The sequence below is a fragment of the Cohnella sp. OV330 genome (assembly GCF_900112065.1).
Lineage (GTDB): Bacteria > Bacillota > Bacilli > Paenibacillales > Paenibacillaceae > Cohnella.
Genome location: NZ_FOKE01000009.1, coordinates 54,889 through 69,060, shown reverse-complemented (window position 1 = coordinate 69,060; position 14,172 = coordinate 54,889). Strand labels below are relative to the sequence as shown.

General features: G+C 62.4%; 12 protein-coding genes. 6 read left to right on the top strand and 6 right to left on the bottom strand.

Annotated features, from left to right (window positions below):
* Positions 1-112: 112 nt before the first annotated feature.
* Both BM235_RS20545 and BM235_RS20540 read right to left on the bottom strand, forming a co-directional pair.
* Complete coding sequence (locus tag BM235_RS20545; protein WP_090116113.1) at positions 113-766, bottom strand: YfbR-like 5'-deoxynucleotidase; 654 nt, start codon at positions 764-766, stop codon at positions 113-115.
* Between the two features lie 253 nt (positions 767-1,019).
* Positions 1,020-1,361 carry a winged helix-turn-helix transcriptional regulator gene (locus tag BM235_RS20540; protein WP_090116112.1) on the bottom strand — a complete coding sequence of 114 codons (342 nt, stop codon included), beginning with the start codon at positions 1,359-1,361 and terminating at the stop codon, positions 1,020-1,022.
* Between the two features lie 153 nt (positions 1,362-1,514).
* Between BM235_RS20540 and BM235_RS20535 the strand changes: the two genes are divergently transcribed.
* From BM235_RS20535 to BM235_RS20525, 4 genes are read left to right on the top strand one after another with little or no spacing between them, the layout of a single operon-like run.
* Positions 1,515-3,077 (top strand): spore germination protein, encoded by a 1,563-nt coding sequence (locus BM235_RS20535; RefSeq protein ID WP_090116111.1) that lies wholly within the window; start codon positions 1,515-1,517, stop codon positions 3,075-3,077.
* Positions 3,070-4,260, top strand: coding sequence for a Ger(x)C family spore germination protein (locus BM235_RS20530; protein ID WP_090116110.1), 1,191 nt, complete (start codon positions 3,070-3,072; stop codon positions 4,258-4,260). The genes BM235_RS20535 and BM235_RS20530 overlap by 8 nt, the downstream gene beginning before the upstream one ends.
* The gene (locus tag BM235_RS32130) at positions 4,257-4,466 is read left to right on the top strand and encodes a hypothetical protein (RefSeq protein ID WP_146242240.1); all 210 of its coding nucleotides are present in this window, start codon (positions 4,257-4,259) and stop codon (positions 4,464-4,466) included. Before BM235_RS20530 ends, BM235_RS32130 begins: the two co-directional genes overlap by 4 nt.
* A gap of 28 nt (positions 4,467-4,494) precedes the next feature.
* Positions 4,495-5,652, top strand: coding sequence for a GerAB/ArcD/ProY family transporter (locus BM235_RS20525; protein WP_158543777.1), 1,158 nt, complete (start codon positions 4,495-4,497; stop codon positions 5,650-5,652).
* Between the two features lie 81 nt (positions 5,653-5,733).
* Here BM235_RS20525 and purT read toward each other — a convergent pair whose 3' ends face one another.
* Positions 5,734-6,894 (bottom strand): formate-dependent phosphoribosylglycinamide formyltransferase, encoded by a 1,161-nt coding sequence (purT, locus tag BM235_RS20520; protein WP_090116337.1) that lies wholly within the window; start codon positions 6,892-6,894, stop codon positions 5,734-5,736.
* A 185-nt stretch (positions 6,895-7,079) separates the two neighbouring features.
* Entirely contained in the window at positions 7,080-8,324 is a 1,245-nt protein-coding gene (gene fabF, locus BM235_RS20515; protein ID WP_090116336.1) for a beta-ketoacyl-ACP synthase II, read from the bottom strand.
* A gap of 132 nt (positions 8,325-8,456) precedes the next feature.
* Here fabF and BM235_RS20510 point away from each other — a divergent pair, with 132 nt between their 5' ends.
* Complete coding sequence (locus BM235_RS20510; RefSeq protein ID WP_090116108.1) at positions 8,457-9,299, top strand: helix-turn-helix transcriptional regulator; 843 nt, start codon at positions 8,457-8,459, stop codon at positions 9,297-9,299.
* 453 nt (positions 9,300-9,752) lie between these two features.
* Here the strand turns inward: BM235_RS20510 and BM235_RS20505 are convergent, their stop codons facing one another.
* Both BM235_RS20505 and BM235_RS20500 read right to left on the bottom strand, forming a co-directional pair.
* Positions 9,753-10,766 carry an aldose 1-epimerase gene (locus BM235_RS20505; RefSeq protein WP_090116107.1) on the bottom strand — a complete coding sequence of 338 codons (1,014 nt, stop codon included), beginning with the start codon at positions 10,764-10,766 and terminating at the stop codon, positions 9,753-9,755.
* A 236-nt stretch (positions 10,767-11,002) separates the two neighbouring features.
* Complete coding sequence (locus BM235_RS20500) at positions 11,003-12,121, bottom strand: glycosyltransferase (protein ID WP_090116106.1); 1,119 nt, start codon at positions 12,119-12,121, stop codon at positions 11,003-11,005.
* 302 nt (positions 12,122-12,423) lie between these two features.
* Between BM235_RS20500 and fumC the strand changes: the two genes are divergently transcribed.
* A complete protein-coding gene (gene fumC, locus BM235_RS20495; RefSeq protein WP_090116105.1) occupies positions 12,424-13,815 on the top strand; it encodes a class II fumarate hydratase in 1,392 nt (463 codons plus the stop codon).
* The last annotated feature ends 357 nt before the right edge of the window (positions 13,816-14,172 follow it).

Here is a 14,172-nt window from a genome sequence, read left to right as displayed (position 1 = left end):
ACTAAAATAAGAAGGGCTGTTCTCCGGTCATGAAGATGACGGGAAGAACAGCCTCTTTTTATGCGTATAAGGGTTTGGTTTGGGCGATCGCGCGAAAAGCGGATGCGCGCCATCATGCCGGATACGGCTGCGACGGCGCGGACGCCAGCGCTTCCTCGGTAATCTTGCGGATGTCGACGGGCGACATCGACTCCTCGCTCACGAGATCCGGCAAGATGCTGTCGAAGAAGTAATCCACGCACTTGAGCGGTATGCTGCGAATCTTGAGGAGCGCGTGCCGGTACATCGAGACGAATTCTTTTTCCGTGTTGCCCCGCTGAAGCTCGGAGAACGCCTCGTATACTTGGTCGAGCTTGTCGGCCGCTTCGAGGATCAGCCCCTCGATCGACTGGTCCTTCCCCTCGCGCAGTTGCTCTTGGAAAATCGCCTTGAACTCGCGCGGGATATGCTCCTCGATAAAATTATGGATCATGCCCTCCTCGACGCGCTGAAGAAGCGTGCGCAGCTGCATGGAGGAATGCTTGACGGGCGTCTTGATATCCCCGATAAAAATTTCTCCGTAATCATGGCTGCTCGTGATCCGGTAAAGCTTTTTCCAGTCGATGACCGCGCCCTGCTGCTCTTCGATATCCGCGAAGGTCTTGGCATACTGAACGACCTTCCAAGAGTGCGCGGCGACGCTATGCTCCTCGAACTTGAATTTGCCCGGGCAGCGAATGATCCGGTCGAGCACGTCCAGCGATCTGAAGTAGGCATGAATTCCCATGGCGGGTTCTCCTTTTTTGACCGGCGATTGTCAAGCTTTGCGTAAAATGATGTCGGGCCGCAACTCTATTGTAGCCGGACGTTGTAAAGCCGGAATTATCGGAGTATTAAAACACCGGCTCGTTTATAGGCGCGGGATGCGCTGCGCTTGCCGAAAAACAAAAAAAACCGCGCTGCGGCATCGCATTCGCGGTAAGCATGGTCGGTCATGGGGTGTCGCCCCCGTCAACGGGACGGGAGACACGCTCTTTATGTCAATGCATGGTTGACTGGTGGCTCTCGCCCCATTCCTTCAGCATCAGGATGACGGGTACCAGCGTACGGCCGTAATCGGTGAGCCGATAGCCGATCTTCGGCGGCGTCTCCTGGTAGACGATGCGCTGCACGAGGCCTTCGCGCTCAAGATCGCGCAGCTGCAGCACCAGCATGCGCTGCGTAATGCCGGGAATCATCCGGCGAAGCTGATTGAAGCGGGCTTCCTGCTGGATGAGCTGATAGAGAATGACGCCCTTCCACTTGCCTCCGATGACGCTCATTGCCGTACCGACGGGATTGGTTGCCGTTTCGTTCGCTTCGAATTTGATCGTTTGCAGCATGATGGTGCCTCCTTGTTTTGGTGCTCGGCCGTTTACATACTCTTTTTATATCACTTGTTACTGAACAAATTCTGAAAAAGCGGGCGGATGCGAAGATTGGGTTTGTTGCATACTATTGTCAACGACCGCGGACAAGGAGGAGGCGACACCGGCATGCTCAAACGTCTGATTCGGGCTTGGCTCCGGCATTCGCTCCAGGGACGTCCGTCCGGGCCCGCGTCGGGCGGCTTCGGCGCGCGGTTCGCCGCGAAGGGCGGTTCGCGCCCCGCTTCGGGAGACCCGCAGTCCGCCATCTTGAGAGCATTCCAACATACCGAGGACCTGGTATGCCAACCGATCTCCGCAGGCGGGGTAGCCTGCACGCTCGTGTACTTCGAGACGATCGTGGACAAAACCACGCTGTTCGCGCATTTGATCCGGCCGCTCCGCGAGCAGCCGTCCCTCGAAGCGAAGGAGCTGCTGGACGGTCTGCTTGAAGGCGCGCTCGTCTCCATTCCGGCCACCCGCGTACGGGACGTCGATCAGGCCGTATCGTCGATCTTGGAGGGACAGGCCGCACTGCTCATCGAAGCAGGCGGGAAAGGCATTTGCCTGTTCCCCGTCACGCAATACAACGACCGCGCCGTCACGGAATCCCAGCACGAGACCGTCATCGTCGGACCGCAGGAAGCGTTCGTGGAGAACATCCGCACCAATCTCGCCCTCGTTCGCCATAAGCTGAAGCATCCCGATTTCAAAGTCGAGAAGTATACGTTCGGACGGTTCACCAAGACGGAAACTTACCTCGTCTACATCCAAGGCGTCTGCAACGAGGACGTGCTGGGCGAGGTAAAGAAAAAACTCGCCGCCACGGACGTGAGCAGCGTGCTCGGCGCCAGCTATATCGCGGAGCGGATGCAAGATATGCCGTTCTCCCCCTTTCCTACGGTTCAGTATTCCGAGCGCCCGGACACGCTGGCCGCCGCGCTGATGGAGGGACGCATCGGCATGATGATGGACGGCACGCCGCAATCGTTGATCGTGCCTGTCACCTTTTTCTCGCTCATGCAGTCGGCGGAAGACTACTACCAGAACTTCATGGCATCGACCTGGATCCGGTGGATCCGCCTGTTTTTCGTCGCCATGTCCTTTCTCGTGCCTTCGGTGTACGTGGCGGTCACGACCTTCCATCCGGAGATCGTTCCCGCCAACCTGCTGCAGACGATCACGGCCGCCAGAGAAAACATTCCGTTCCCCGCGCTGGCGGAAGTGCTCATCATGGAGCTGATCTTCGAAGGTCTCCGGGAGGCCGGCATCCGTATTCCGAGACCCCTCGGGCAAACCGTATCGATCATCGGCGCGATCGTCATCGGACAAGCCACCGTGCAGGCCGGCATCGTATCCGCGCCGACCGTCATCGTCGTGTCGATCACGGGCATCGCTTCCTTCGTCATTCCGCACTTCGAGCTGGGCCTCGCGTTCCGCCTGCTGCGGTTTCCGTTGCTGCTCCTGGGCGGACTGCTCGGCATGGCCGGTCTCGTGACCGGGCTGTTCATCCTTTTCTGGCATCTGGTATCGCTTTCCTCGTTCGGCGTGCCATATATGCATCCCCTCGCGCCGCTGTCCGTGCGGGATTGGAAGGATACGTTCATCCGCATCAATTGGACGCGGATGAACTCGCGCCCAGAAGCTTACCGCAAGTTGGATCCCGCGGAAAGGCTGCCCGGCCATGAATAGATTTTCTCGAACGACGCTCGTCGCCGCGTCGCTCGTCCTGCCGCTCTCCGGCTGCTGGTCGAAGTTAGAGCTGAATGACCGCAGTTTCATCACGAGCGCATACATCGACCTGGGCGAAAATCCCGGCGAGGTCATGCTGACGGTCGGTTCGCCGCTGCCTAACCGGATGGGAGCGATCGGCAATGCCGACTCGGCTCCCCAGCAGGGCAAGTCCTACACTTCCAACACCGCGTCCGGATCCACGATTCCGGAGGCGCTTGACAAGATCCAGAACGACCTGACGCGCAAGCTCACCTGGGGGCAGACACGCGCCGTCGTCGTCAGCGCGGACTTCGCCGCGCAAAGGGGCCTTAAGGAAGTGCTGGAATGGACCGCGCGCAACCCTTTCTTCCCGCTACGGACGTTCGTGTTCGTGTCCGATGGGCTCGCCAAGGAAGTCGTGGAGCTGACGCCCGTCTACGAGAGAGCCCCGGGCGAAGTGCTGCGCAAGTTCGGCAGCCGCAAGTTCGTCGGGCAAGCGACGATCAAAGACTTGGCCGTCGCCAGCGCGGCCGGCGTCGGCACGTCCGTTCCGCTGCTGCGGACCGGACATAAACCGCTGATCAGCGAAGGCAACAAGGTCAGCCCCTGGACCGGCATCGCGGGCACCGCGATGATCCAGGACATGCGCATGAAGGGCAGGCTCAATATCGAGGAAGCCAAAGCGGCCAGCTGGGCGGAGGGCAATCTCTCCGAACCGATGTATGACGTGCTGTCGGGCAAAGGGAAATTCGACTATAGGCTGAACCATCTAAAATCCAAAATTTACCCTATCGTCTCTCCGGCAGGCGATATCGTGTGCCGGGTCCGGCTCAGCGCGGAGGCCTCGCTTGAATCCGCGCTAAGCGGCGAGGACGTCTCCTCTTCCGGCACGCTCCACAAGCTGGAGCGGCAAATGAACGAGGCAATCTCCTCCGATCTGCAAAGCGCGCTGGAAAAGTCTCAAGCGGCAGGCGCGGATATTCTGGAGCTTGGCCGGCGCCTGGAGTGGCGCCATCCCCGCTTGTGGACGCGCGTGAAGGATAAATGGACGCAAGTATACGCCGAGGAAGTTCGGTTTAAGGTGGAGACCCGCATACGCGTGACCCATTTGGACTCGGAACACAAGCCGCTATGGACAATCCAGAAGGCAATATCCAAATGAAGGCGGCATGGCTGATCATGGCAGGGGTCGCAGTCTTCGAGCTGTACCGGCTTCGCTCGGGGAGCAGACGGGCTCGCTTTACGACGATGGCCGCATGGCTGCTGAGTATCGGCTATGCGGGAACCGCGGTATTCGCCGATTGGCTCCCGCTGCCGGTCTGGATCATTCGGGGACTGTTCGGGTGGGCCGACGCTATCTTGCGGTAAAGCTGAGGAGTTGGGAGTTGAACGAAGCATGAAACCTCTTAAATTCGTTCATCTATGGCGGATATTCGCGCTGCATCTGATCGCTGCGCCGATCGTTTTCATGCTAAGCCCCATGTATGCGCTGGGCGGGTACTTGGGCTTGCTCGCCATTCCCTGCGCCGGCCTCGCGAGCATGATCTTCGCCTTCTTCTCCATCCGCATCGCCTACGCCTTCAAGGGACGGGAGTGGGCCGAATACGGCGGCGGCATCGTCGGCCGCTTGCCTCACCTCTTCTTTTCCGCGATCGTGCTCCTGTATTGCCTGATGGTCGCTTCGATCTGCGCGTCCGCCTATTCCGACCTGTTCATCTCGGTCTATCTGGAGGGGACGCCCACGCCGATGATGCTAGGCTGCTTCCTGCTGTGCGCCGCGCTTGCCGCCCGCTCCGGCATCCGCTCGATCGCGCTGCTCAGCGACGGCTTTTTCCTTTCCGTATTCGCGACGATGTTACCCGTCCTGTTCGTGCTTCTGTTTAAAATGAAATACAACATGACGATCGCGCTTATTACGCATTGGTCGGCATCCAAGCTGGCAGCTTCAACGTTTTTTGCGGTCGGCTGGCTGAACGATTTGTCCCTGCTGTTCCTGCTGGCGCCCTTCTTCGAATCCGCGCCCAATCCCCTTCGCAAGCTCGCTTCCATGCAGACGCTCATCGTCGTCGTCTTGGTCGCCTACTGGCTATCCAGCCTACTGCTGTTCGGTCCTGAACTCGCAGGGAACATGTCCTATCCCTTGCTCGAGGCCGTCCGCTTCATCTCCTTCGGCGAGGTCTTGGAAAATCTCGATCCGCTCCTGATCGGCATCTGGTCCGCGACTCTCCTCATCAAGACGGCCGTCCTGCTGTTCATGGCGAGCCGTATCGCCATGCGGTACGCGGGCATCCAGTCCCATCGGCCGCTGACGTTCGCCTTGACGGCTTTCGTATTCGCTTGCGCCTACCAGTTTTCCCGCTTCCCGGCGGAATTCCGGGAGTTGACGATGGTGCCGTCGTTCGTGATCTTCACCTGGCTCGTCTTTCTGACGCCAGCGATCTATTGGACGGTCGCCAAGCTCAGAGGGATGCTCCGCGCGGGACGAACGGCGGGGAGCGGGACTGGCGGAGGGCGGCGCGAGGACGGACGGCCGAGCAGGGACGCTGACGGGTGAAAAAGCCCCTGCCGGCCGCTGACTTGCGGCTTGGCAGGGGCTTTGTCGGGCGGCTCGGGCGGTCGGAATGGTTAAAGCGGGTTAGACGCTCTCGAGCCCGAGTTTGCCGAGCGCCTCGGTCGCCCGCGAACGCGCCTCGAGCACGGTGTCCGCGGCGGCCAGCGCCACGGCCATGCGGCGGCCGGGCTTGGTCACGGGCTTGCCGAAGACGCGCAGCTGCGTGTCCGGCACGGCGAGCGCCTCTGCGGCGCCCGTGAGACGATATCCGTCCCATGCCTCCAGCGCCTTGAGCGGCCGGCTTGCGCCAGGCGACGCCAGCTTGATCTCGGGGATCGGCAGGCCGAGGATCGCCCGCACGTGCAGCGCGAACTCCGACAGATTCTGGCTGACAAGCGTGACGAGTCCCGTGTCGTGCGGACGCGGGGACACTTCGCTGAAGTAGACTTTGTCCTCGGCCAGGAACAGCTCGACGCCGAACAGGCCGACGCCGCCGAGCGCGTCCGTGATCGCGAGCGCGATGCGCCGCGAGTCTTCGAGCTGCGCTGCGGTCATCTCATGCGGCTGCCAAGACTCGATATAGTCGCCGCCCTGTTGGACGTGGCCGATCGGCGGGCAGAACTGCGTCCCTTGGGCGGTGCGGACGGTCAGCAGCGTGATCTCCGATTCGAACCGGATGAATTCCTCTACGATGACCCGTCCATGCTGAACCCGGCCGCCCTCCATGGCGATCCGCCAGCTCTCCGCCAGCTCCGCCTCGGAGCGGCAGACGCTCTGGCCTTTGCCCGAGGAGCTCATGAGCGGCTTGACCACGCAGGGGAAGCCCATCGCGCGCGCGGCTTCGGCGAATTCGTCGTAGGTATCCGCGAAGCGGTACTTCGCCGTCGGCAGGCCCAGCGTCTCCGCGGCCAGCCGGCGGATGCCCTCGCGGTCCATCGTCAGTTGGGCGGCTCGCGCGGTCGGGATGACCGTGAAGCCTTCCTCCTCCAGCTTCACGAGCTCGGCCGTCGCGATCGCTTCGATCTCCGGCACGATCAGATCGGGCCGCTCGCGCAGGATCAACTCGCGCAGCGCCTGCCTGTCCAGCATGTCGATGACATAGCTGCGGTCGGCCACGTGCATGGCGGGCGCGCCCTCGTACCGATCGACGGCGACCGTCTCGGCGCCGAGGCGCTGCGCCTCCAGTATGACCTCTTTGCCCAGCTCGCCCGAACCGAGCAGCAGCACCTTTTTCGTATGGAACATCTTCTTCATCCAGCTCCTCGCACCCTCAGATGTGCCCATTATACAACAAAATGAAGGGCGGGTTGAACGCACTGGCTGCAGCGCAGGGTGCAGATTGTGGTGCAGGCTGTGATGCAGGCTGTGATGCAGGCTGCCGGCCACCGGCCACCGTCAGGCAGCCTCGTGCCACATTCGCGGCGCAAGCCTCACGCCTCGTCGAACCTGCGCAGCACGATGACCGCGTTGTGACCGCCGAAGCCGAAGGAGTTCGACAGGCCCACCTTCAGGTTCTGGCCCCGGCGCGCCTCGTTCGGCACGTAGTCCAGGTCGCAGGCGGGATCCGCCCGTTCGAGATTGATCGTCGGCGGGATGATCCCCTCGCGCAGCGTCTGGACGAGCGCGATCGCCTGCGCGCCGCCGGAGGCGCCCAGCATGTGCCCGGTCATCGACTTGTTGGCCGTCACGGGCACTTCCCCCGCGCGTTCGCCGAATACCTGCTTGATCGCGAGCGTCTCCGTCGCGTCGCCGAGCTCCGTGCTCGTGGCATGCGCGCTGACGACGTCCACGTCCGCCGGCGAGATGCCCGCGCTGCGGAGCGCCGCGCGCATTGCCAGCACCGCCCCCCGTCCCTCGGGATGGGTGGCGACCTGGTGATAGGCGTCGGAGCTCGCGCCGTAGCCGATCACCTCGGCGAGCGGTTGCGCGCCGCGCGCCAGCGCGTGCTCGAGCGACTCGAGCACGACGATGCCCGCGCCCTCGCCGAGCACGAACCCGTCGCGGTCCGCGTCGAACGGGCGGCTCGCCCGCCCGGGCTCGTCGTTGCGGCGGGACAGCGCCGTCGCGTTGCCGAAGCTCGCGAGCGACAGCTCCGTCACGGCCGCTTCGGCGCCCCCGGCGATGACGACGTCGGCCTCGCCGTCGCGGATGAGCCGGAACGCCTCGCCGATCGCCGTGTTGCCGATCGAGCAGGCCGTCACCGGCGACATCGTCGGCCCGTACGTGCCGTAGCGGATGCTGATCTGCGCCGCGGCCATGTTAGCGATCATCATCGGCACGAGCAGCGGGCTGACCCGCTCGGGACCGCGCTCGCGCAGCAGCGACTCGTTGTCGCTCAGCGTCCTCAAGCCGCCGGTACCCGAGCCGACGTATACCGCGACCCGCTCGCGGTCCGTTTTTTCCATATCCAGTCCCGATTGGGCGATCGCCTGATCCGCCGCCGCGATCGCGAACTGGGTGAAGCGGTCCATGCGCCTCGCTTCCTTGCGACCGAACATCGCCTCCGCATCGAAGTCCTGCACCAGTCCCGCGATCCGCGTCTTGTACCCCGACACATCCATATGTTCGATCGTCCGAACGCCGGAGCGTCCCTCGACGAGCCCTTCCCAAAACGAAGCCACGTCCGTGCCCAGCGGCGACACGACGCCCATACCTGTGATGACCGCTCTTGCCATGCCGATCTCCTCCATCCTGTGTACCTTGCTATAGTCCTATCATTTCACATGCCAATATCCTAGTACAAGTTATAGGTTATACTGGTATAAAGAACACCTGAATAACAGGCTATGCAGGGAAGGACGGGGAGCATGAACAAGCAAACACGATTGCAGGCGCTGTCCGCGTTTTTGAAGGCGCGGCGGGCGAAGCTCTCCCCGGGGGAAGTGGGGCTGCCGGACATCGGCAGACGGCGGACGCCGGGACTGCGTCGGGAAGAGGTGGCGCAGCTGGCGGGCGTGAGCAGCACGTGGTATACCTGGTTGGAGCAGGGACGCGACATCCAAGCTTCGCACGCCGTGCTGGAGTGCGTGGCCGAGGCGCTGCGGCTGACGGCCGACGAGCGCAAATACTTCTATTCGCTGGCCGAGAGCGGCGGCGCGTCGGGCGCTGTCGACTACGAGCGGGAAGCCCCGCCGGTCATGACGCCCTCGCTGTCGCGCGTCGTGGACGAGCTGCGGCAGTGCCCGACGATCGTGTCGGACAGGCGATGCCAGATCGTCGGCTGGAACGAAGCGGCCGCCCGCGTCTTCGCCGACTTCGGCCGGATCGCGCCCGAGGATCGCAATATGATCCGGCTCGTGTTCACGCGCAAGGAGTTCAGAAGGCTGGCCGTCAATTGGGAGTCGTTCGCGAGCGGCTTCCTCGCGATCTTCCGGGCGTACTACGGGCAGTACGTGGAGGACGCGTGGTACGAGGCGTTCCTGGCGGAAATGAAAGGCGCCCATCCCGACTTCGAGCGCCTCTGGAACGACGGCCGCGTGAGCAGCGCGCCCGAGGTCGCCCTCGAATTCAGGCACGCCAAAGCGGGCAAGATGCTCTTCCATCTCACCTCGCTTCAGGCGCACGGCAGCGCCGATCTTCGCTTGAGTGTCTACACGCCCGCCGCCGACTCGCGCACCGAGGAGAAGCTGCGAAAGCTGCTGGATGCCTAGCGGCGATCGCCCTATTCATCCGCCCCGCGCTAGAGCCGCGGAAACCGCGCCTACAGCCAACTTCTGCAAGATAAGATACGCTGCAAGCGCGGTTTCCGCGGCTGCATAAGCTGCGCGTCGCTGCAGCCGCGCTTTTCGCGGCTGCTGGCTCTCTTCGCTCGCTGCGTCATTCAGCAACCGCACAATCCGCGCTTACAGCGGCCGCCATAAGCTGAAGAAGGCTGCAGACGCAGATTCTGCGCCTACAGCCTCTCCAAATGCACTTTGCAGCTCCGCAAGCGCAAATTCTGCGCCAACAGCAGTTCCGCCGCGAATTGCTGCTCTGCACATGCAAATTCTGCGCCTACAGCAGTTCTACCGCACCTTACTGCTCCGCAAGCGCAAATTCCGCGGCTACGGTAGCCGCCCGAACGCGTGCCACGCGCACGTTTCTCAACGCAGCGCCTTGTCTCCTCAGCCGATCGTATACAGCCGGCTCGTCTCTTCCCAGATCTCGCCGGGCGACAGGGCGAACAGTCCCGCCTGCTCCTTCTCCTCCGCCGTCAGCTCGATGTTCGGCGCATTCACGAGGTTGACCTGCGGCTCCGGGCAGAAGTAGCCGCCCTTGGCGCCTTCGTTCCAGATCATCCACTGCTTGTAGCCAGTGCCGACGTCATAGACGAGCTTGACGCCCGTGCGCGTATCGGTCAGCTCCATGCGGTTGCGGCCGTTCTGCGGCACTGCGGTATAGTGGTTGTCCAGCGACTCGAAAAACGGCGACTGCGTCCCGTCGCGCATGCGCGCCTCGGCTTCCGTGAGCGGCAGCCTGCGCTTGGTTGGCAGCATCCGGCCGTCCGCGCCCATTTCCCAGCGTTCGCCGACCGTCAGCTTGAACGTATAATCGTCCGGCGCGCTGCCCGGCACGAACGGCGCATTAACGGCCGTATGGAAGGCCAGCAGGCAAGGCATCGCGCCTTCGCCGTCATTGCGCACGCTGACGCGCTGATGGAGGCCGTCGCTGCCAAGCGTATACTCAAGCCGGACGGTAAACGCGAACGGAAACCGCGCGTACACCCCGTCTCCTTTTGCCACCTTCACGCTGAATACCGCACGGGCGCCGAGCGCATCGGCGCTGAAGCCGTCGACCTGCCAGGGAATGTTATACAGGAAGCCGTGCAGATGGTTGTTGCGATCGGTCTCGTTGACGGGCAGCTCGAGCACGCGGCCTTCCCAAGGGAACTTGCCGTCCTCGAAGCGGTTCGGCGGGAAAAGCACCGGAATGCCGTGCACCATCGGGCGTTCCGTGAACCCCTGCAGTTCATCCGTGGCCGGCTCCCGCAAGAAGGCGTATCCCCGCTCCGTGTCCCGGAACGCGATCAGGTTCGCGCCGATCTCCGGCAGCACCGCCGCCTCGTACGGACCCGCTTTCAGCCATACTGCCTTCAAACCCTGGTACTGACCTTCATAAGCTTGCGCGTTCGCTGTCATCGTATCCTCCTAGGCATCCATCATGACTTGTACGTACATTTATCCTAGCATATCATACACCTCGCAGCGGGGAACAGCGGCAAGAATGGAACGAGTCGTCTCGGCAAACGCCAAAAGCGCCCGCCCGGATTACCGACGAACGCCAGCGCAACCATAACCTTTATGACTACCCTGCCGCGACTGTGCCGTCCGCACGCGAGCAGGAGCCGCCGCAGAGCAAGCCGGTCGCTGCAGGACTATCTTCTTTTCCGCCGCCCCGCGACGTGCCCGATGGCTCTTTTCATAATAGCTCCCGACCTGCCCCAACTGAGACGGGCGGCATCCAGGCGGGCCCGGCGTCCCTTTTGCCGGCACAGCCCCGGATTCAGATAAGCCCTGCGCATCTGCCTCATCAGGCTTCCCTCGTCCGCCTCGGCCCACCGTTGTCCGGGACCGTTGAACAGTTGCCGGAACCGGCGGGCAATCGCGGTCGGCCTGTTCATGCCCTCGGCGGGCGGGCGCAATCGGTAACCGACCTTGAACCCGTTCCGATCCGTCACAAAGTCCATATGGCCGCCCCAGCCGGTCGCGATCACTGGCGTGCCGCTGGCGAGAGACTCCAGGAAGGGCAATCCTACGCCCTCTCCCCTTGTCGGCAGCACGAATGCGTCTCCCAGCGTATAGATTCCCCGCAGCCTGCGTTCGTCCATCCCATGCGCGAGCACCGTGAGGGGCGCCGTGCTTTTGCGCAGACCGAGCCTCCGCTTCAAACCGCGAATCCGCGATTCGATCCACTGCTTGCTTTCATAAGGCGCGTATCCGTTGGTCTTGATAACCAGATGAACCTTGTCGCGAGCCGAGAACGCCTTCCAATACGCCCTGAGCAGCGCTTCCGGATTTTTGCGATGCTGGAAGCCGAACACGGACACGAATACGAACCTGCCGGCCGTACCCGGTATGCGCAAAGGCGGGTTGCCAGGGCGATAGAAGGAGGCATTCACGCCGTGCGGCACGATATAGATGGGCGCCGTCACGCCGCTTGCCCGGAAGGCTGCTTTGTTCTGCCTTGACGGCACGAAAATCGCGTCGAACCGGTTGATGTTGTTCAGCCAACGCCGGGGAATTCGGGTCGTTTCCCAGACCGCGTTCAGGATCACGCGATCATAGCGCCGTTTCTCTTCGCTCAACCGGATTCGGTCGGGCGGATAATGGAAAATGAGCACGCGGCTCGCCGAATCTCGTGATCTGCTATCCCCGCCGATCGATACCCGCACGCCCTGCTTCCTCAAGGCGTCGACATAATGCCTGCTCGCGATGCCAAGACCGCTGCCGCGCCGTATCGGACCCTTCCAGGTTACGTTGTATGACTTCTTCATATCTCCCAAGCCCCCATGCATTGTATTTTCAAAAATGATTGCCATATCGTATTCATCCCGGCCGCAGACGGCACGACTTGAATGCGCGTTCTGCTTCGAACTTCGGGGCGCGGCCTGGCAATTCCATTTGGAACCTCGCGGGCAAGCCATTATAATGGAAGACGTGATGTTAAAAACGGCCTCGCGGTGCGCTCCGGCGAACGCGGCCGCTTTTATCGGAAGACGGTTCGGCCCAAAGCCGCGGAGGTTGTCCCGCCCGGACGGACCGCATAACTCATAAGGGTGCAGGAGGAGAATCAGCAATGGAATTCCGGATTGAACGCGATACGATGGGCGAGATTCAGGTGCCCTCTACCGCTATGTGGGGCGCGCAGACCGAGCGCAGCCGCCAGCACTTCAAGATCGGCACGGAGCGGATGCCAAAGGAATTGATCACGGCGTTCGCCCAACTGAAGAAGGCGGCCGCGCAGGTCAACCACAAGCTGGGCAAGCTCGATGCCGACAAAAAGGACGCGATCGTCGCCGCAGCGGACGAGATCGTCGCCGGCGAATGGGATGCCGAATTCCCGCTCGTCGTCTGGCAGACGGGCAGCGGCACGCAGTCCAACATGAACGTCAACGAAGTTATCGCGCGGCGCGCCAATCAGCTGCTCGAAGCGAAGGGCTCGGATAAGCGCGTCCATCCGAACGACGACGTGAACAAGTCGCAGAGCTCCAACGACACGTTCCCGACCGCGATGCACGTCGCGAGCGTCGTTGCGGTTGACGAAGTGCTCATCCCGGCGCTCGGCGAACTCAAGGAGACGCTGAAGGCGAAGTCCGAAGCGTTCATGGATATCGTCAAAATCGGTCGTACCCACCTGCAGGACGCGACGCCGATCACGCTCGGCCAAGAGATCAGCGGCTGGCACGCGATGCTGGAAAAGACCGAGCAAATGATCCGCAGCAGCGCGCAGACGCTGAAGGAGCTGGCGATCGGCGGCACGGCGGTCGGCACCGGCATCAACGCGCACCCGGCGTTCGGCGACGGCGTCGCCCAGGCTTTGAGCGAAGCGACCGGCGGCAAAGGCTTCGTGAGCGCGCCCAACAAGTTCCACGCGCTGACCAGCCATGACCAATCCGTCTTCGCCCACGGCGCGCTGAAGGCGCTCGCGGCCGACCTGATGAAGATCGCCAACGACGTGCGCTGGCTCGCGAGCGGTCCCCGCAGCGGCATCGGCGAGATCACGATTCCCGAGAACGAGCCCGGCAGCTCCATCATGCCCGGCAAGGTCAACCCGACCCAAGCCGAAGCGATCACGATGATCGCCTGCCAGGTCATGGGCAACGACGCGACGATCGGCTTCGCGGCTTCCCAAGGCAACTTCGAGCTGAACGTGTTCAAGCCGGTCATCCTGAACGCGTTCCTCCAGTCGGTCCGCCTGCTCGCGGACGGCATGCGCTCCTTCAACGAGCACTGCGCCGTCGGTATCGAGCCGAACCGCGAGGTGCTGAGCCGCAATCTGGAGCAGTCGCTCATGCTCGTCACGGCGCTCAACCCGTACATCGGCTACGAGAACGCCGCCAAGATCGCCAAGCTGGCGCACAAGGAAGGCCTCACGCTCCGCGAAGCCGCCCTCAAGACCGGCCTGCTGACGGACGAGCAGTTCACCGAGTACGTGAAGCCGGAAGACATGATTCATCCCAAGGAATAGGACGGACTAGATTGGAACAAGCCGCTCTCGGTCGTCATTTGACGGCCGGGAGCTTTTTTGGTGCCGCCGGATGGCTTCATGCACCTTTTCTATGCATCATCGCGCCTTAGCCGCACGCAGTTGGGCTGCTCGTGCCCTCCATGCACATTTTCTGTGCATGGAGGGCCGTGACCGCAAGCAACCGAACCTCGCTCGCCCTTCAAGCACATTTCCCTTGAACTCTCCGCCCTCGCGCAGCCGTCTCGTCGACCGCTGCGGACACCGCATCCGTTATTTCTCTCTCATTGGCGGCATGTAGTCGGTTCGCGGACTGAGGATCTCTTATTTGCTCCAAAACCCGCGATGAACTCGGCAGCA